This is a genomic window from Bacteroidia bacterium, from assembly GCA_040880525.1.
Taxonomy (GTDB): domain Bacteria; phylum Bacteroidota; class Bacteroidia; order CAILMK01; family JBBDIG01; genus JBBDIG01.
Map to the genome: position 1 here is coordinate 1 of JBBDIG010000018.1, position 19886 is coordinate 19886.

Below are 19886 nucleotides of genomic sequence, written 5' to 3' on the forward strand. Positions count from 1 at the left end.
CAAAACGAATTAAATCAGCACTTTAGGATTGCGATCTAAAAGCCTATACCTATAATTAATAATTTAAATGAATAAGAAAGGATCGCTAAATCATCACCTTCTGTTTTTTACCAGGTCAACGTTGGTTTTTCTATTGATCCTGCTCCTGCTCAGGATCGTTGAATACTTCTCTTTTGATGCAATTCATTCAGTAAATAATAATTTTTGGGAATATCCTGCAGAAGGATTGCTCTCTGATCTCATTTTCGGTTGCGGGGCATCAGCCGTTTTATTCATTCCCTTTTTCCTTCTTTCCTTTCTTTCCGCCCGGGCCGGAAGATCCTTTCTGGTCATATTTCAAATTATTCTGTTATTGTTCAGCGCCATGCTGGCCGAGTACTTTGTAACAACCCTTGCGCCTTTAGGAGAAATATTGTTCATCACACCGTGGAATGAAGTGAAGCATATTGTATTCAGTTCAGTAAATCCTGATCTACGCGTGATTTTAATTTTGCTTATTCCCCTGCTTTTTGTTCCCATCTGGTTTGCAATTAAAAAAATAACCGGTCCAAGAATTATCTTACCCATGTTCTTATTGATTATAGCTGGAGCCATTTTAGAATTTTCCTATAAAATATATAACATCGAAAATTTTTCATCTTCTCTGAATTATTACCAAAGCATCAGCAAACCCTCATACTTGCTAAAAGAGAGCTATGACTATTATATAAAAGTTGATCGAGATTTAGATTTTAACAGTCCTGAATTCCGGGAGATCATTAAAGATTATCATCAAAAGGCAGTTTCTTTTGAAACGGACGATGAGCGCTTTCCGATGTGGCACAAGGCGGGAAAACCGGAAGATGTGCTCGGCCCTTTTATGAATTTAAAGGCACAACCACCTATCATTGTTTTTTTAATTGTAGAAGGTTTGGGGGGCGCTATTTCCGGGGATAATTCTTATTTAGGAAGCTTCACGCCTTTTCTCGATTCACTGGCCAACCATTCATTGTATTGGCCCAATTTTATTGGAAACGGACAGCGAACTTTTGCCGCCATTCCTTCTGCAACTGGGGCGCTACCTTTTGGCCGCGAGGGCTTTACCGAACAAAGGGAAGAAATGCCCCGGCACCTTTCTCTTTATTCCATTTTAAAAAAGAACAACTACCACACTGGCTTCTTTTATGCCGGCTGGGCAGGTTTTACTTCCATGGATTATTACTTTCAGTATCATAACGTGGACCTGTTGGTTGAAGATGTAAATTTCCCTGACTCCTTTAGCAAGCATGGCTACGTTTGGGGATACCATGATGAAGACCTTTATTTAAGGTATTTTCAAATGTTGGATTCTTTAAGGAATGAAAATGTTTTGCAACCGTTGATGAATACGCTGCTCACTTTATCAACGCATGAGCCTTTCAGAGTACCGGGCATTGCGTCCTATATTGAAAGGGTTGAGCAAATGGTAGATACTTCTTCAATTAATGAGAAATATAAAGAAAGCATACTTCAAGGTGCCGGCATTTATGCCAGTTACCTGTATGCCGATAAAGAAATACAGGACTTTATAGAAGAATATAAAAAAAGGCCGGATTATGAAAATACCGTTTTTTTCATATTTGGAGATCACCGGATGACTGCTTCGATCAGAGATGAAATTGATATGTATCACGTCCCTTTGCTGGTATATTCGCCATTGTTAAAGCGCTCTAAAAAAATGGCTGCTATTAATTCGCAGCGAAACCTTATGCCGACAGTGCTCAACCTTATGCACCAAAAATTCGCGATTGATCTTCCGCCAGGGCAGCATTGGTTTGATTTGGCGCTGGATACAGTTGCCGGCTTTCGCAATATTCATCAGATCCCTTTGATGACCACCGAACGGACTACCAGTGATTTTATTGACGGATTGCATTTTATCACCGGTGATATTTTGCACCAGATTAATCCTGATATGTCCCTGACCAGATTGCCGAATGACAGCACCTACCAACCCCTGAGGAAACAAATAAGGAGAAAAGCTGATCTCCATCAAATTGTGGGAGAATATGTCTGCGTAAGAAATCGTCTGATACCAAAGGAAGTCATGGATGAATATCTCTCTCCCAGGGTATTATTCGATGGTAAAGATGTTTTACCGAAAAAGATCAAATTCAATGAGGATAAGGAATGGGATAGCATTTACAGCCGCATACCTGTTCCGGATGACGCATTAAGTTTTGTTGAAATAAGTTTTGATGTGGCAACTGACGATCCGGGCCAACTTCCCCTTATAGTTTTTCAGGTGAATGATAAAAACAACAAGCAACTGGAATGGCTACAGATTGAAGTAAAGGACAGGCTGTATGGCCCTGAAGGCGGACCTTACCGGTTTCTGTACAAGCATATCATAAAACCCAAACAAGGAATGACACATAATATACGCTGTCTGATCTGGAGTCATAAAAAAAGTGAATTCACGCTGCTGGAACTCACGGGGAGGGTTTATACTTATAATGGGGATATTCCTTGATTCGCAACGGAATGGAGGACTAAAGATATTCTGGAGCGGGATGTCGGGCAACCATTTAATATCCTCCTACAGTTTCACATTGAATAAAATCTGCATTAATGAGCTGGCCGAGCTGATGGACGGCAGGAAAATCATTAAAGGCTCTAAGTCTACTTCTTAATCTCTCCTGAATTGAACTTTACCAGCTTCTCCCAATCAATTGCACCATTTTCATCGCAAAAATCATTGCTGAAGGTGCGGGTGAATTTGTTGATCATCTGTGAATAAGACTCCATGAATTCTTCATTCTTTTCTTTAGCTTTATGTCCCAGAGGTTCTATAATGTCCGTGTAGAGATCAGGATTATCAGAAATGAATTCCCAAAAACGCTGTCCACAATACTTGAAAAATTCACCTTTATCAGGATTGTTATCTCTGCCGTAGCAGCAACCGTTTACTGCCACCACATTCACTCCAGAATTGCTAGTACGCAGAACGATCTTTGCCTTTTTGAAGTCAGTGATCATCTTAGCGATTTGACTGCTATTTCCCCAATTTGGACCAGATTTGATATTGACAAGATATCGCCTGTCGTCCTTATCAAATTCTAGATCAATACCATTAATGCCGGACTTCCTGCCGTTGTAGACTTTTTCGTTGATGAATATTGCCAGACCTTCCAACCAATCACCGAAAATTCCCTCCTCACTTGATGAGATATGAGCATCCACAATTCCTCTAACAATTTCATCAGCTGTGAGAATATGTTTGGCTTTGAATAGATAGGGGTTTTTTCGTCTTAAGACTCGAACTAAGCTCAAATTATCAAGACTTTTTATCCGCTTCTTGTGGAAGATTCCAATATTCTCCTCAACGTACTTTGATACTTCCGTTAGCTTTAGTCTTGCCATATTCAACTTTTGGTTCTAATAGGTAATGATCAACTGATGGAATTTCTTTCCTTACCATCTCATAGTATTCTGGGACGATTTCGATTCCGATTGAATTGCGCTTCATTCGATGCGCTACGTAATTTGTTGTTCCAGATCCCATGAATGGATCGAGAACGGTATCCCCCTGTTTTGAAAAGAGTTTGATGAACCACTCCGGTAATCCTTCAGGAAAGGCAGCACTATGATTTTTGTTATTGCATTCTGTAGCCAGATGAAGCACGTTAGTTGGAAAGGCCTTCTCCCTAGTAAGCCAATTTGATATGTTCTTCCCGAAACCACTTCCCACCTTTGATTCATCCCTTGCCTTGTCAGTTTTGCTCAATTTTTTGAGTCTTGTTTTGGCCCAATCTCCCATTGGGACCATGACCTCTTCCTGATACATGTTAAAATTCTTCTCCTTATTAAATTGAAGAATCCTTTCCCAGGCATCACGAAAGCGATTGGGCCATTTCCCAGGATAGCTGTTCTTTTTATGCCAAATGAATTCTTCTGTCCATAACCATCCCTGCCTTCGCATCTCTAAAATGAGCTCTAGGACGTAGGTACTGCGCTCACCACTAACCACCTTCTCTTTAATGTTCAGGACAAAAGTGCCTTTGGGATTCAAAACCCTTAGCAGTTGTTCAGTTATAGGTAAGAACCACTCCACATACTTCTGATGAGGAATACCACCGTAGCTGGTTTTCCTCTGATCAGCGTAGGGTGGTGATGTGAAAATGAAATCCACCGAATTATCTGGAATTTCTTCCAGAATTTCTCGGCAGTCACCTAAATACAAATCTGTTCTTAACTCCATGAGGCAAATTTAACGGAGTGTGTTGAAAGGTGAAGGAATTGAGGGAAGTTGTTTTAAACAAACTGTGCATAGCTATTTCTGCGGCTGTGTATTCAAGTTCATAGAGTTCGTGGAAGTTGACTGTGTATCATTGCCAAAGGTGGTTCAATGATACCTACAAGGCTATGGATTTATAAATGAGAATATGGCTTCGTGAAATAGTATCAAATAGAAGGTTTAGAAAAAAACTGCTTCTATGACTTAACTTAGTGTCCATTCAAATATATCAACTCCAGACTTGCGGTGGCCTAACTGAAGCGCGAGTGCAGTGCCTCCCACCAGCACAAACTCCTTCAGGTAATCCCGCGCGCCATGGAGCTGCTCAGTAATTCCAGGAGGGGCGGTTTAACTGCTGCTGTATATAACATCTGAATTCTGTGATCGGAACATCAGAGTAAGCGCTGCAAAAGTGCAGAACCCGGTCGTCCAGATACCGGAGACTGGTGACAATCTCCTTTAGCCCAGGCTTTCCCTGTAGCAGCAGGATTTACTATAATTTAATGGTCAGTTTTTTAATCCTTTATTTTCTCGTGAAACTTCTGTGATACTCTTCGGGTAACATTGCACTTTAAACAAAAACCAGTTACCATGAAAATTGAAAAATTGAAATTCCTGCTGATTTTTTTGATGATGTCGAGTATGTCATTTACCGCATGTAAGGATGACGATGATGACATGCAACCTATGGCTGAGCAACCTGTAGACCCTGATACGGCCCCTAAGGTAAGTGTGGATCGTTTCAGTGATGAGGCTGCTACATTGATGATGCGAAGTGCTAATCCAAACCTGCCGGCTGCCAACTCGCCCATAAATTATGATATGCCTCCTTTTATTACCAAAGGATTAGGGCCTAATGGGCAAATGGTGGAATACTACAATTTTGACGTACAGCCAACCGATCCGGCACCGATTTTCGTCCTGTTCAGGCAAGGAGAAAGCATGCCGGTAGACGGACAGCTTAACATCATTGATGTGGTTCCTGGAGATGGCGGCTACAATGATTTTTGGCATGTACACAAAGTTACCGTACCTGCCGATTACACTGCCAACGTAGTTACCAGCCGCCAGGAGATTATTGACAAAGGCTACACGATTGAAGCGACCACTACCCTGGTCAACTGTCCGGTGGTTTCTGAAGGCAGCATCGCTTCCAAGCGCATGGGTGGCGGAACTTCTGGCCTCATCCGCGGATGGTACAAAGACCAGGTGGTCCTTTATTTCTCTTTTGAGGAAAAGAACCTGATGACAACTGGAAGCAACATGGTCCCGATTTCACCTATCTATGTCACTTTCAATAAGAATCCAGATATGAATGATCCCACCAGTGGGCCGCCTTCCGGCTTCGTTACAGAAATGTGGTCAGCCCAGACCCACAATGTGGTGGCAACCATCCCATCTGATGCCGGTTATTCCCCGCTCTGGTCGGTGAGTGTCTATGACAATATGGATTTTGACAACGTAATGGATTTGTCCTCGGCCCAAAACGCGAACGTATTGGCAATGGGCGTGGCCAATGTGAACTGCCCTATTGTTTCGGTGCAGTAGACAAAGCCAAATTATTTCTTTGCCTAATCAATCCTGCATTTCCAGCCTGGAGGTGCAGGATTTTTTCTGTCGCCTACCAACCTGAATTATCGAAATGAAGTCTCTGTTATCCTTTCGTGATAAAGGCCTTTTAAATTAGCTGGTATGAAAAACGTCCTGGTAGTAGAAGATGACCGAAATATGGCGGACTTGCTGAAGATTCACCTGAAGGACCTCGATTGCGAAGTGAAGCAGGCCGGCACAGGTGAAGATGGCCTCCAAGAAGCACTGACTCAGCAATATGACCTGATCATTCTTGATATCATGCTACCAGAGATGGATGGCATCGAGGTATGTAACCGGATTAGGGCACATGACATCACCACGCCCATCCTGATGCTGACCGCTAAATCAGAGGAGATAGACAAAGTGATCGGGCTGGAATGTGGCGCAGACGACTACATGACCAAACCCTTCAGCGTCAGGGAATTTATTGCCAGGGTCAAGGCCATTTTTAGGCGGGAACGCATGATTAAAAAAGAAATTCAGAGCAACGGCCAAAGCATTCTTCGCCTGGGAGAATTAATGATTGATAAGGAAAAACGGAAGGTAGCTATTGATGATGAACGCATTGAACTAACGCCCAAGGAATTCGACCTGCTGGTTTTGTTGGCCTCGACCCCTGGGAAAAGCTATACCCGCGAACAGATACTGAACCTGGTGTGGGGCTACGAATTCAATGGCTACGAACACACAGTAAATAGCCATATTAACCGACTTCGTAGCAAAATAGAAAAGAACCTGGGCAAACCCGAATACATCCTCACTGCCTGGGGTATAGGATACCGGTTCGCGGAAATATAATTCCATTCTATTATTAATTTCAAAAAAAGTTTCTGAATTTGATAGTTTAATTAAAAAATAGGGAATTAAAATTACACCAATAATCAATGAATTAAATGCCCAATAATAATGAACAATAAAATTAATATTAAATATTGAGCTTGATGACTAAACAAAAGATCTTTAGTAGCCTTTTTTGGCGGATATCGGCAATCCTGTTGCTGCTACTCGTTGTGACCGGTTTTACCTATGCCTATATCTCTGCCCGCTCTACGCAGCTCTATTACCAGGAAGCCAATCAACGCCTGAATGCCAAGATTGCGGAGCATATAGTAGGTGACGTCTCTCCTTTTGTGAATGGTGAGGTGAATGAGGAAGTGGTCAAGGAGCTATTCCACAATATCATGGTAATCAATCCAAGTGTAGAAGTTTACCTGCTTGATGCTCAAGGAAACATCCTTACCTTTTTTGCACCGGAGAAAAAAATAAAGATTGACCAGGTACCGCTTGGGCCTATGCACGAATTTATTGAGGCAAAAGGTGAAAGTTTTATCACCGGAATAGATCCCCGCCATCCCAATACGGAGAAGGTGTTTTCTGCTGCACCTGTAGTGGAAGATGGCCGGATTATCGGCTATATTTACGTGATCCTGGTGAGTGAGGAGTTTGTTTCGGTCACCGACTTCCTTCTGGGGAGTTATATCCTGCGGCTCGGCACGTTTTCCATGGCCATCGCATTGGTGGCCGCTTTAATAATCGGCCTCATCGCCATCTGGCTAATTACCAAGTATCTCAACACCATTATCCAGGAAGTAAAACGATTCCAAAAGGGAGATTACAGCGCCCGCATCCCGGTGAAGGACAATGGCGAGCTGTCGCAAATGGCGGTGGCGTTCAATGAAATGGCCGATACCATTGTAGCCAATATTGAAGAATTGAAGAAGACCCACGACCTGCGCAAAGAACTAATCGCCAACGTATCCCACGATCTGCGCACGCCTCTGGCACTAATGAATGGCTACATTGAGACACTCATCATTAAGCAGCAATCGTTGACCCACGAGGAGCGAAAAGACTACCTCGATACGGTGGCCCAGAGCATGGAACGTATGCGCAGCATGGTTGACGAGCTTTTTGAACTATCTAAATTGGAAGCCCGCCAGAAACTACCGCAAAAGGAACCATTCTTCATTAATGAGCTGGTGCAGGATATCACCCAAAAGTACCAACTGGTGGCAGAGGAGAAACGCATCAGCATTCGCCCGGTACTGACCAAGGACCTCCCGCCCGTATATGCCGATGTCTCGATGATGGAACGGGCTATTCAAAACCTGTTGGACAACGCATTGAAATTCTCCCCCACCGGAGGCATAATCACCGTTGAGCTACAGCGCATCAGAAAAGGTGTGGAGGTGCGGGTGTCAGACAACGGCCCCGGAATCCGTCAGGATGAAATGCCCTACATTTTCGATCGCTACCGCAGTCGCAGCAACCACGGCTCCCTCGATATGATGGGCACCGGCCTGGGCCTTGCCATCGTCAGTAAAATCCTTGACCTGCACGACATCAAAATAGAAGTAAAAAGCAGTCGCAACAGCGGAACCAGCTTTATCTTTAACCTACCCGAATATGAGAAAAAAGGTGTGATGGCAAAATAAAGAGGGAACCTGCACCTCTTTCTATAAAATCCTTTTTGACCAGGATTAACGGATTCGCGTAAATCCGATCTGCCACTAAATGTGCAGATCTGAATCGTGAGGAAATCAAGGCATTCCTGGGTTGCGAGCTGTACTTTGGTCTTGGAAGTGGATATGCAGGTATTTGGAGACGATATCGTCATCTTCCAATCAAATTTTCTGCACCACGCTAATAATTTTTCGCTTCACCTCTGGCCATGTGATGTCATTTTTTAGTAGCATCGGATCAGGGTCAGATTCTGCATCCACGAAGTAGGTCAGGCTGCGGATTATATGAAATATGGTTTCGTGTGGGTACTTCTTCTGGTATAGCGACAGAAGCTCAGTCAACGCATAGTTTTTTAAAAGAAAGTACAGATCGTAAAAATCCTTTTTGCTTCCCCGGCCGGTAATGGCGTCCAATTTCATTGGGGCAATATCCTCAACTGACAGCATCCTGATTCCTTCATCTTCAATAACCGGTTTCAGAAAGGGATAATGAAACCTGATGAAATCCACTTTAATTCCTTGAACCTGACAGATAATTGTCTGCGGGTGCTTTTCCAGCACATGGATTTTATAATCATCCTGCAAATGACGAATCACATCATCAGAACTGAAATCAGCCAAAGTAAATAGATATAGGTCAATGGATTTCCGGTGGCCTAACTGAAGGGCCAAGGCTGTTCCGCCCACCAACACGAATTGCTGAAGGTAATCCCGCGCCATGAAACTTCTCAATAGTTCCAGGAGGGGCGGTTCAACTGCTTTTGTGTGTAACATCTGAATTCTGTGATCGGCACGTCAAAGTAAGCGCTGCAAAAGTGCAAAACCCGGTCATCAAGATAGCGCAGGTTGGTGACAATTTCCCGCAATCCTGGCATTCCATAAAATGCCTTTATCAGTTTGAAGTCCTCCCATGTACCCATTGAAACCACGCGCTGTACGATATAAGGCGCATGTTTCTCAGTATCAATGGTATCACGATCCACATCCCAAAAAAGTGTTGGTGAAAGATTGGATATGAGCTGTTGCTGCTCTATACTCTTAATGTTCTCCGGTTCCAAATTGCGCTTTTCTTTAATATTCTTCAAATTTTCAAATTAACACATTTCCAAATCTTCACCCCTTCCCCAACAAACTCTTCAAATAGTTCAGCTTCATCAGCTGCCTCTACGTTCACCATCTCCCCAAATCGTTAAAATTCAACTATTTTACCGCTTAAGCTTTTAAAGATAAATCTTCGATGACATTGTAAGGAATTCTTCGGCAATATCTCCTTTGAAATTTCGAACATTCCACCTAATGGATTATAATGATCACTTGATTTTCCTTCAATTAGAATTCCCCAGTATTCATCTAGAATTCCCCAGTATTCATCGTAGATGTCGCGCATCTTATATTTATAGAACTGATCATTAATGGCGGATATCAGACAGTTTAGCTTTTTCTCAGACAAATCGGGAATCCATCTACCTTGATGTACAAACCAACAACCTTCATCTACTTGGGGAAAAAATGTCGCTTTTATATAATACAAAGGATGGGGTAATTCGCTTTCCTCAGCACATATAATTATTTGATTAAACTCTGACCGTGACCAATCCTGTACTTTCTGCTTTTCTAACTCATTAATAATAATGTCAATAGCCTTTGATCTATCTTTAAAAGGACCTAGATTCATTGATACCTGTAAAGATTGTCGATGTAAGGCTTCCCACATTTTCTTAGCCCCACCGGCCACCAAAGAGTTTTCGCTGGATTGCCTAATAAATGCTTCGTCTGAAATTGCCTTCATTTCTATAGCCACCTTTTTCCCCTCTATTAGGTTAATAATAAAGTCTGGTTCCTCCTCTTCATTAATTCCATATTCTATGTCTATAATTTCATTTTCCAAATGCATAGCAGAAATGAAACGGTAGAGATAATAGGCTTCCTCATCTTTCTTGGAAATATTCGATTTTTTCATTTCATTCTTCAGTTTTTCCCCAACAAACTCTTCAAATAATTCAGCTTCATCAGCGCCTCGATAGGCGTCATGGAATCAATCTCAATCTTCTTAAACTCCTCCTTCAGCTTTTGGGCAGCCGGGTCATCGTATTCAAAGAGGGATAGCTGTACATGAAAAGTTTCGTTCCTAATCCCTCATTTAGGGATTGATCTAAGAAGTTCCCGCAGTTCTTTGTCAGTAATATCTGCCTGCTCCGATTTATCATAAATTGAAAGAAGGTAAACTATCTCGGAAGTAACTACGATGTGCGTAATGATCCTCGCCCCTCCGGATTTCCCCTTCCCTTTTGATTTTATGGCCAAGCGGATTTTATAGCAGTTATGGCCTATGGCAGTTCCTTGCTCTGGATCATTCCTTAAACTCCTGACAAGTTCAGTATATTCTGATTTTAAAGAAGGGTACTTTTTAACCAGCCTCTTTAGGAGTTTCTCAAATCTTGGAAGAACCTTGACACTATAATTCATCAATCAGGTCTTCAGCATTTCGTGCTTCAAGTTTGCCCGCCTTCACCAACTTCAGCTCCTCAACCGCAGCTTTTATATCCTCCATCAGTTCAGCTTTAGCCTCGGTAATTGGAGTAGCCTGTTTCACAAACGAAAGGCTTTTCAACAGCTCCAGGAAGAAAGCAGCTTTATTATCTTTTATATCCAACAGAATTTTCATAAGTAGATTTTTTACGTAAAGTTACAACAGCAATATTCTTCAAGTTTAACTGATCTGTGTCAATCCGCTTTATCCGTTAAAACTGCGCCCCCTCCCATTTTCAAATTTTCAAATTAACACATTTCCAAATCTTCACCCCTTCCCCAACAAACTCTTCAAATAGTTCAGCTTCATCAGCGCCTCGATAGGCGTCATGGAGTCAATCTCGATCTTCTGAAACTCCTCCTTCAGCTTCAGGGCAGCCGGGTCATCGTATTCAAAGAGGGATAACTGTACTTGAGGCTGTATCTGTTTACCGTTGGCTTTTTTGCGGCTGTCCATGCTTTCCCGCTGGCTCTCCAACTGCACCAGAATCTCCTTGCTGCGCTTCACGATGGCCTCGGGCATACCAGCCATTTGGGCCACGTGGATCCCGAAGCTGTGTTCGCTGCCGCCTGCCAGCATCTTACGCAGGAAGATCACCTTGTCCTGCACCTCCTTCACACTCACGTGGAAGTTCTTCACGCGCTTCAGCTTTTTGCTGATCTCGTTGAGTTCGTGGTAGTGGGTGGCAAACAGCGTTTTGGGCTTGAAGTGATTGGCGTGCAGGTATTCGGTGATGGCCCAGGCGATGCTGATGCCATCGTAAGTGCTGGTGCCGCGTCCAATTTCATCGAGTAAAATCAGGCTGCGCTTGCTGAGGTTGTTGAGGATGCTGGCACTCTCAATCATCTCCACCATAAAGGTTGATTCGCCCGAACTGAGGTTGTCGCTGGCCCCCACGCGGGTGAATATCTTATCCACCAACCCGATCCTGGCCTCTTTGGCTGGGACAAAAGCGCCACACTGTGCCAGCAGTACGATCAGGGCCGTCTGCCGCAACAGTGCCGATTTCCCGGACATATTCGGGCCGGTAAGGATGATGAGTTGCTGCGTGTCGTTGTCCAGGTACACATCGTTGGGGATGTACTCCTCGTCCATCGGCAGCCGCTGTTCAATGACCGGGTGGCGCCCATCTTTGATTTCAATAATATGGCTGGTATTCACCTCCGGCTTCACGTAGTTGTTGTCGCGCGCCACGGTGGCAAAGGCCAGCAGGCAGTCCAGACGGGCCGCCAGATTAGCATTTTGTTGCACCGGCTGGATGTAATCCGTGCAGTAGAAAACAAGGTCCTGATAAAGCTGCGTTTCTACTTCCAGAATTTTCTCCTCGGCATTAAGAATTTTCTCCTCGTATTCCTTCAATTCGTCTGTAATGTAGCGCTCGCTGTTTACCAGCGTTTGTTTGCGCACCCATTCCTCCGGCACTTTGTCTTTGTGTTTGTGCGTCACCTCCAGGTAGTAGCCAAATACGCTGTTAAAGCCGATCTTGAGAGAAGAAATCCCAGTGCGGCCAATTTCCTTCTGCTGCATGTCCACCAAATATTGCTTTCCGGTTTTGGTGAGATTGCGGTACTCGTCCAGTTCCTCAGAAATGCCATCGCGGATCAGTTCGCCCTTCGTAATGTTCACAGGCGGATCGTCCTGCAAAGTGCTGCCGATCTTGTCGCAAACGCTGTCGCAGGGGTTCATCTGCTCCGCCACCTTCATCAGGTTTTCGTTGCCGCTCTCCGTGCAGATGCGCTTGATCTCCCTGATGCAGTTGAGCGCAGCCATCACCTGGTTCAGCTCGCGCGGGTTGATGCGCTGCATTCCCACCTTGCTAATGAGCCGCTCCAGGTCGCCAATACTGTTGAGTTGCTGCTCCAGCGCCTCAGTCGTTTCGGAATTTTGGAACAGGTGCTCCACGATATTCTGCCGTTCCAGGATGGGCCGCAGTTCCTTGAGCGGGATGACCAGCCACTGCTTCATCAGCCGCGAACCCATGGGCGACAGCGTCCGGTCAACGACCTTGATGAGTGGTGTGCCATCAATTTGGTAGGAATCCAGCAATTCCAGGTTGCGGATAGTGAAGCGGTCCAGCCACACGTACTTTTCCGGTTCCAGCCTGCGGATGCGGTTGATGTGCGGCAATTGGTTGTGCTTGTTCTCGCTGAGGTAGTGTAGCGCCACGCCAGCCGCCACTATGCCGGCTTTCATGCTTTCAATACCAAAGCCCTTCAGGTTCTTGGTCTTGAACTGGCTAATGAGTTTCTCCCGCGCATAGTCGTAGTTGAAAAGCCAATCCTCCAGTACGAAGGTGTAGAAACGGTTCCCGAACTGCTTCTCGAAATTGCCCTGCTTGTCTTTGCTAAACACCACCTCCGAAGGCTTAAAGCTTTGCAGCAGCGTCTCGATGTAGTCCTTTTGCCCTTCGGTGGTCAGGAACTCGCCCGTGGAGAGATCGAGCAGCGCCACGCCCATGATGTCCTCCTCAAAGTGAACGGCAGCCAGAAAGTTGTTCTGCTTGTTCTCCAGCATCTTGTCGTCCACTGAAGTACCGGGCGTTACGATGTCCGTCACCCCACGCTGCACAATCGTCTTGGTCTTCTTGGGGTCCTCAAGCTGCTCGCAAATGGCTACCCGCTGCCCGCTGCGGATCAACTTGGGCAAATAGGTATCGAGGCTGTGATAGGGGAACCCCGCCAGCGCCACATGGCTCGCCTTGCCGTTCGCCCGTTTGGTCAGTGCAATCCCCAGGATCTCAGCCGCCTTCTTGGCATCCTCGCCAAACGTCTCATAGAAGTCCCCCACCCTGAACAGCAGCAGCGCGTCCGGGTGCTTCCCCTTTATCTGGTAATATTGCTTCATCAGTGGTGTCTCCACCACGTCTTTTGGCTTAGGCATTTCGTTCTGCGTTTTGCGTTCCGAGTTCTGCGTTCAAAGTTTACGGCTTCTTCCCAATTTCATTCAGTCATTTCCATTATCCTCATTCTGAGCGCAGCGAAACTCGTCCCGGCCACATTCCGGGAGAATCTCGTGCTTGAGTCACTTGGCGTGGAGCACACTACCAGATTCTTCACTGCACTTCACTATCGCTTCGTTTCGTTTAGAATGACGAGCTTGGTAGAATAGCTTTTATTAATTCTTTAAAGCTGTAAAATTAGGGAGAATGATGGGGAAGGTGGTGGAGGTTTTGCACAAAGGTTAAGTGAAAGCAGTAGCTACCTTCGGCCTCAAAAACCAGAAAGATCAGGTATCTTTGACCATCTTCTATTTCAAATGCCAAACAATGGTAAATCTTTTACTTGTTAATTCAATTGTTAAACTTAATTCTTGATAAAATGAATCAGGTGTTACTTCACAGGCTAAAGGAACTGCCGACCGACCTTCAGGCGGAGGTTCTGGACTTCATCGAATTTCTTTTGCAAAAAAAAAGAATAGCAGAACAGGGCGGCCGTGCAGGAGTTAAAAATCAGGAACCATACCTCATGGAAAAAAGGCAGAAGCCTTTCAAAAATAAGCAGCCGAAACTCGGCAGTGGAAAAGGTACTTTCACGATGAAACCTGGATTTGATGAACCTTTGGATGATTTTGCAGCCTACATGTGATGAAAAACTTGCTGGATACCCATACGTTGATTTGGTTTCTGGAAGATGATCCCCATCTGTCATCCTCAGCCATAAATGCCATTGAACATGCTGACGCTATAAATTACGTCAGTATCGGCTCCATCTGGGAAATCTCTATTAAGGTGAGCATTGGCAAACTTGACCTGCATCAACCATTTGAAGAGATTGAGCGGTTAATCAACGTGAACGGTTTTATAATACTCCCAATCTCCTTTCAGCACTTGTTGCAATTGCAGCAACTGCCATTTCACCATCGCGATCCCTTTGATCGTCTTTTAATTGCGCAGTGCCGGGCTGAACGAATGAACGTGATTAAGTAGAGATCAGATATTTGATCTTTATGACAAAGCACGGCTTTGGTAATTTCAATCATCCAACATTAGAAGAATCCGGTGCATGAATCACCGGGCGTGCAACACTCCTCCAGATTCTTAGCTGCGCTTCGTTCCTCTCAGAATGACGGATTAAATTAGGCTGTGAAAAAAGGGTAAAATTAGAGAGAACTGATGGGAATGCAGAAGGTGGTTTTGCACAGGGAGTGGATGATACGATTGCTCAGACATCGTTAAATTTGTCAATATTGATCATTGCAAAACCAACGTATGAATAACCTAAGAATACCATCACTGCTCATCCTGACCGCCTTTCTCTGCACCTGCTCAAGTGATGTGTATTTTAAAGAAGTGCCGAAAAGAAACTATGCGCTTCCTGGGCAAACGGCCCCACCTGACATGGTATTTATTGAAGGAAATGATACCATGCCTTCCTTTTATGTTGGAATTACCGAAGAACCCAATATCAATTATGTAATTTACCTGCAATGGCTTCACACAGTTTATATAGATTATCCACAAGTATTGGGGGATGCACTCCCGCACATACCCAATGATTCTGATGCATTAGCATTACATGAACCCTTCATCACGGGTTATTTAACCAATCCTGCTTATGCATATTATCCTGTAGTAAACCTGACCTGGAAACAGATTCAGCGATACCTGGCATGGAAAACTGACAGGTTGAATGAAGCAATTCTAATTGAATTAGGATTGGCACCTTTTTATCCTGTCCAGGTTAATGAAGAAAATTTTAATACAGAAGCATTTGTTTTTGAGCAATATGACATCAGCCGTTACAAGGAGGATAAGAATCACAAATTTAATCGGAAAAGTTATCAGGGCGCACTGATGAGCAGAAGTTATAATTCGGGAATATTATTTCCCGGATACCGCTTGCCGACAGAAGCGGAATGGGTGTATATGAATAGCATTTCCACTCAATCTACTAATAGAATTAATAAAAGCAAGCAACTGCCACCACAACTATATGATGAGGATTTTTTCTTGCTACGATGGGGAAATTACTTCTGGAGTCGGAGTGGCTTTTATGACAGCGATGCAGAGCAAATAACCAGATTCCATGATAAGGATATCAACCTGCTTTATCAGATTTCCTCTGCTGGTATTCCTCAAACAAATGAAAACGATAGTATCTCTTATCAAATAGTTCGATCTCTTGAGGAGTATTCAAGTAATTATTACGGTTTAATTCAGCAGGAGTCAGGTGTTGCTGAAATTCTTCTGGATGAATATGATAGTATCATGACTTTAAATTCAAACTGGTTGGAAGTACTGGATTCGGGTGGGTCTAATTTGACCAGTCCAGCTTTGAAAGATTCGGAAGGACGGATGATTGAAAAGGATTCTATTGGCCGAATGAGGGACTTTAGAATTCTTGGTTTCTATCCGAATGGTAATGCTATCAAGGTTAGCATAGAGACAGATGGTACATTGCGCAAACGGGTTGTCAGAGGTGGAACGTGGAGAAAGCCAGGGAATTACAGGTCATTTATCTGGGAAGATCAGCACAGTTCCACGGTCGGTTTTAGGTGTGTGCTACCATACACGGGCACTCCGGTTTTAAAAGATTATAAGGTAAAATGGTAAATATAGCATTGTGACCTCAAATATGTCAGCAACTCACAACCCAAGACCCGAAGAACAATGAGATTTCTTATACTTCTGATTTGTGTTGTTTTCTCGGCCTGTTCCTACATTGGGCAAAGCGGGAAAACGCCCATCAACAACTATATCATTCCCGGACAAACGGCACCTCCTGATATGGTATTTATCAAAGGGAATGATACTATGCCATCCTTTTATGTGTCCACTATGCCTGAACCCAACATTAACTACGTAACTTACCTGCGATGGTTATATAAGGTATATAAAAGTTACCCCCAGGTATTTTGCGAAGCCTTGCCACATGAATTAAATGATACAGGTGGATTAGAAATAAATGAAGCGTATATCAGAAACTTTTTGACTAATCCTAATTACGCTTATTATCCCGTTGTAAATCTAACATGGCAGCAGATCCAAAAGTATTTAGCATGGAAAACAGATCGCCTAAACGAGTCCATACTTATTGAAACTGGCACCCTTCCATTTGAGCCATACCCGATTAATAATGAAAATTTCAATACCGAAGCTTTCATCTATTTTAGTATAGGACACTTTGCCAACACGTTTGAGTCAAGGTTTGCAAATCGTAATGCCAGAAGCTTAAATTCTGGGATTTTATTTACAGGATATCGCCTGCCGAGCGAGGCGGAATGGGAATACATTCGTGAGGGCACTAAAACCTTTGTTTTAACCTCTTATCCAGATAGGAAGAATGCTCCATACCAAGTCTATAATGAGGGTTACTTTTTACAGCAATGGGGCACAGATTTTTGGGATGATACTACCGGATTTGTAAGGAAATATAGAAGTCCACCTTCTTTAATATCGCTGGTTGAGCGAGATAGCTTGTACAGAAACTGTCGAGCCATAGCCCAGTCCATTCTTGCATATTCACCAAACGACTTAAATTCTGTGAATCAAACGCAATGTGTATTCGAAATACTTCTTGACAAATACGACTCTAGCCCGGAACTAAATTCAAACTGGATACAGGTGCTAAAATCAGGAGGCTTTAATTTGACTGATCCTGGAGAATATAACTTTGATGGGACCCCAGTCAGTCCAGATAGTCTCGGCAGAATGAAATTTTTTCGAATATTAGGATTATACTCAAATGGCTCACCAGTAAAGGTTAGTTTAGAAACTGATGGTACTCATCGTAAACGTGTTGTAAGAGCTGGGGCCTGCGGAAATACAACAACTGATCGATCCTTCTTGTGGGAAAATGGACATAGTCCAAAAGTGGGTTTCAGATGTGTGCTGCCGTACACCGGTACTCCAGTACTAAAGGGACATAAAGTAGAATGGTAGCAGTTTAGCTGGTTTAACAACAATTTATTGCAAGTAACAATTTTATAAACAATGAAGATATCTAAAATTATAATACTCCTGACCGCTTCCTTATTATTTATCACTTGCTCAAATAATGTTTATTTCAAGAAAGTGCGTAAAATAAATTTTGCTCTTCCGGGACAAACAGCACCTCCCGATATGGTATTGATTGAAGGAAATGATACTATGCCTTCGTTCTATGTTGGTATTATGGAAGAACCTAATATTAATTATGTGATTTACCTGCAATGGCTTCATAAAGTTTATTTAGATTATCCCTTTGTACTGTTGCAAGCACTACCTCATATCCCTGGTAATTCCAAAGCCTTGGCGTTAAATGAAGCCTACATCAATGGCTATCTAACCAATCCCGCCTACGCCTACTATCCGGTTACAAATCTTTCTTGGGAACAAATACAGAATTACCTGACCTGGAAGACCGACCGGTTGAATGAATCTATTCTTATAGAATTAGGTTTTGTGAAGTTTCAACCTGACCAGGTAAATGAAGAAAACTTCAATACTGAAACTTTTATCTATAATCAGTATGATCCTACCCCCACAAAAAAGGTGAAGGATTATTTTTACAGAAAAGAATCTGAGAGTCTTAGTCGGCTTATGGACTTAAATTCAGGAATAATGTCCCCAGGTTATCGCTTGCCAACCGAAGCAGAATGGGAATATATTATTAAAACTAAACCAAATTCGGTCAACAACCCAAGGCCAAAAAAGAAAGTAGTTCCTTCTCACTTATATGGCAATGATTATTTTCCTTTACGCTGGAGCAACTTTTATTGGAATAATATAGATGTAAGTAAATGGCTCCAAATATCGCAAGTATCCCCTCAGCAAGATATTAATTTGCTTTACCCGACACCCACGGCAGGTATTCCTAAAATGGGTAAAAAAGATAGCACCACCTTATAGTCCGATCAATTCTGGAGTATCCAAGAAATTACTACGGTCCCATCCATCAGAACGAAGGTGTTTCTGAAGTGCTTTTGGATGAGTATGACGCTATTCCCAGATTGAACGCAAATTGGCAAGAAGTACTGGCCTCAGGCGGATTTGCGGTGAACTCACCTCAATTTGATGAAAATGTTTATAATCCAAGGAAAAACCATCTCGGAAGAATGCCTTTCAGAATATTAGGCGTAGATTCAAATGGCGCTCCGCTCAAGGTTAGTCGAGACGAAGATGGGGAAATCCGTAAACGTGTGGTTAGAGGCGGAACCTGGCGTAGCACTGGGGATTTTAGGTCGTACATTTCAGAAGACCAGCATAGTCCCACAGTTGGATTCAGATGCATATTACCTTATACCGGAATACCAGTAGATAGGAAGTATAAGGTGAAATGGTAGGTAATACATTGACTATACCTTCCTCGGCATGTGGAGCGAGGTTCCCACGGTGGATTTCAAAATCACCAAACCCGCTCCGCCCCATATTCAGGGAAAATACTGTCTTTACTGATGAACTTCAAGTTTTCTGAAAGAGATTGAGCGACTAATATCCGGTCGAATGGGTCGCGGTGATGGAGCGGCAATCGTGAAACCAGTATGGTATGCTCCACTTTTATCGGCAGAAGCTGAAAATCCTTTTGAAGGATATGTTTTATTGTCTCTTCGAGCGGCTTTTGAAGTGTCAGCTTTCGCAGGTTCACTTTAATTGCCATCTCCCAGAAGCTTGCGATGCTGATGAAAGCTTCATTAGATGGTTCTTCTAACAACTCCCTTGCTGTAGAGGAGAGTTGTCTATCATTCTCGAAAAACCAAATAACCGTGTGCGTATCCAGAAGGAGGTTCAATACATGTATTCTTTAAAGTCGTCTAATGGTTCATCAAAGTCAGGAGCCATTTTAAAGGTGCCTTTTAGCGAGCCCGCTTTTCTGGGTGATTTTCCCCTTGTTTTATCCGGGACTGGGGTTTTCTCCTTTTTTGCTTTGTTGAGAAGAAATTCCACGAAATCCAAGACTTCCTTCTTAAGTTCTTCAGGCAGCAATTCAATTTTTTTATATAGCAGGTTGTCCATTCTTCTTCCTTTTTGGAGATTAACAGCAAATTAGCAATTTCTGTTAATAAAACTTTACAAAGTTCTATTCATCTCGTCATTCTGCGCAAAAGCGAAACTCGTCCCGGCCACATT

Annotated in this window: 19 protein-coding genes; 9 read left to right on the plus strand and 10 right to left on the minus strand. The window is 43.3% G+C overall.

Annotated elements, in window-relative coordinates; translation table 11 throughout:
* The first annotated feature begins 67 nt into the window (after positions 1-67).
* Entirely contained in the window at positions 68-2491 is a 2424-nt protein-coding gene (locus WD077_04755) for an LTA synthase family protein (protein ID MEX0966525.1), read from the plus strand.
* A gap of 149 nt (positions 2492-2640) precedes the next feature.
* On the opposite strand, the gene WD077_04760 is transcribed toward WD077_04755, so the two are convergent.
* Together WD077_04760 and WD077_04765 are read right to left on the minus strand one after the other, a co-directional pair.
* Complete coding sequence (locus tag WD077_04760) at positions 2641-3381, minus strand: PmeII family type II restriction endonuclease (protein MEX0966526.1); 741 nt, start codon at positions 3379-3381, stop codon at positions 2641-2643.
* Positions 3341-4219, minus strand: a complete 879-nt coding sequence (locus WD077_04765) for a site-specific DNA-methyltransferase (protein ID MEX0966527.1) — start codon at positions 4217-4219, stop codon at positions 3341-3343. Before WD077_04765 ends, WD077_04760 begins: the two co-directional genes overlap by 41 nt.
* A 627-nt stretch (positions 4220-4846) precedes the next feature.
* On the opposite strand from WD077_04765, the gene WD077_04770 reads away from it, so the two are divergent.
* From WD077_04770 to WD077_04780, 3 genes are all read left to right on the plus strand, one after another.
* Positions 4847-5803 (plus strand): hypothetical protein, encoded by a 957-nt coding sequence (locus WD077_04770; GenBank protein MEX0966528.1) that lies wholly within the window; start codon positions 4847-4849, stop codon positions 5801-5803.
* A 144-nt stretch (positions 5804-5947) separates the two neighbouring features.
* Positions 5948-6646 (plus strand): response regulator transcription factor, encoded by a 699-nt coding sequence (locus WD077_04775; GenBank protein MEX0966529.1) that lies wholly within the window; start codon positions 5948-5950, stop codon positions 6644-6646.
* A 143-nt stretch (positions 6647-6789) separates the two neighbouring features.
* Positions 6790-8283 (plus strand): HAMP domain-containing sensor histidine kinase, encoded by a 1494-nt coding sequence (locus tag WD077_04780; protein ID MEX0966530.1) that lies wholly within the window; start codon positions 6790-6792, stop codon positions 8281-8283.
* A 189-nt stretch (positions 8284-8472) separates the two neighbouring features.
* On the opposite strand, the gene WD077_04785 is transcribed toward WD077_04780, so the two are convergent.
* The 6 genes from WD077_04785 to mutS form a co-directional block, all read right to left on the minus strand.
* Positions 8473-9084, minus strand: coding sequence for a nucleotidyl transferase AbiEii/AbiGii toxin family protein (locus WD077_04785; protein MEX0966531.1), 612 nt, complete (start codon positions 9082-9084; stop codon positions 8473-8475).
* On the minus strand, positions 9039-9395 hold the full coding sequence (locus WD077_04790; GenBank protein ID MEX0966532.1) for a hypothetical protein: 357 nt from the start codon (positions 9393-9395) through the stop codon (positions 9039-9041). The genes WD077_04785 and WD077_04790 overlap by 46 nt, the downstream gene beginning before the upstream one ends.
* A gap of 104 nt (positions 9396-9499) precedes the next feature.
* Entirely contained in the window at positions 9500-10270 is a 771-nt protein-coding gene (locus tag WD077_04795) for a hypothetical protein (GenBank protein ID MEX0966533.1), read from the minus strand.
* 176 nt (positions 10271-10446) lie between these two features.
* Positions 10447-10776 carry a type II toxin-antitoxin system RelE/ParE family toxin gene (locus WD077_04800; protein MEX0966534.1) on the minus strand — a complete coding sequence of 110 codons (330 nt, stop codon included), beginning with the start codon at positions 10774-10776 and terminating at the stop codon, positions 10447-10449.
* A complete protein-coding gene (locus tag WD077_04805; protein MEX0966535.1) occupies positions 10766-10975 on the minus strand; it encodes a hypothetical protein in 210 nt (69 codons plus the stop codon). The genes WD077_04800 and WD077_04805 overlap by 11 nt, the downstream gene beginning before the upstream one ends.
* 132 nt (positions 10976-11107) lie before the next feature.
* Positions 11108-13720 carry a DNA mismatch repair protein MutS gene (gene mutS, locus WD077_04810; protein ID MEX0966536.1) on the minus strand — a complete coding sequence of 871 codons (2613 nt, stop codon included), beginning with the start codon at positions 13718-13720 and terminating at the stop codon, positions 11108-11110.
* 437 nt (positions 13721-14157) lie between these two features.
* On the opposite strand from mutS, the gene WD077_04815 reads away from it, so the two are divergent.
* From WD077_04815 to WD077_04835, 5 genes are all read left to right on the plus strand, one after another.
* Positions 14158-14424 (plus strand): DUF2281 domain-containing protein, encoded by a 267-nt coding sequence (locus WD077_04815; protein MEX0966537.1) that lies wholly within the window; start codon positions 14158-14160, stop codon positions 14422-14424.
* The gene (locus tag WD077_04820) at positions 14424-14765 is read left to right on the plus strand and encodes a type II toxin-antitoxin system VapC family toxin (protein MEX0966538.1); all 342 of its coding nucleotides are present in this window, start codon (positions 14424-14426) and stop codon (positions 14763-14765) included. The genes WD077_04815 and WD077_04820 overlap by 1 nt, the downstream gene beginning before the upstream one ends.
* Before the next feature lie 282 nt (positions 14766-15047).
* Complete coding sequence (locus WD077_04825; GenBank protein ID MEX0966539.1) at positions 15048-16391, plus strand: hypothetical protein; 1344 nt, start codon at positions 15048-15050, stop codon at positions 16389-16391.
* Between the two features lie 57 nt (positions 16392-16448).
* Positions 16449-17720: a hypothetical protein gene (locus WD077_04830; protein ID MEX0966540.1), complete on the plus strand. Its 1272-nt coding sequence runs from the start codon at positions 16449-16451 to the stop codon at positions 17718-17720.
* 51 nt (positions 17721-17771) lie between these two features.
* Positions 17772-18668 carry a hypothetical protein gene (locus tag WD077_04835; GenBank protein ID MEX0966541.1) on the plus strand — a complete coding sequence of 299 codons (897 nt, stop codon included), beginning with the start codon at positions 17772-17774 and terminating at the stop codon, positions 18666-18668.
* A gap of 496 nt (positions 18669-19164) precedes the next feature.
* Here WD077_04835 and WD077_04840 read toward each other — a convergent pair whose 3' ends face one another.
* Positions 19165-19548: a type II toxin-antitoxin system VapC family toxin gene (locus tag WD077_04840; GenBank protein MEX0966542.1), complete on the minus strand. Its 384-nt coding sequence runs from the start codon at positions 19546-19548 to the stop codon at positions 19165-19167.
* Positions 19545-19772 (minus strand): DUF2281 domain-containing protein, encoded by a 228-nt coding sequence (locus WD077_04845; GenBank protein ID MEX0966543.1) that lies wholly within the window; start codon positions 19770-19772, stop codon positions 19545-19547. Before WD077_04845 ends, WD077_04840 begins: the two co-directional genes overlap by 4 nt.
* Positions 19773-19886: the final 114 nt, after the last annotated feature.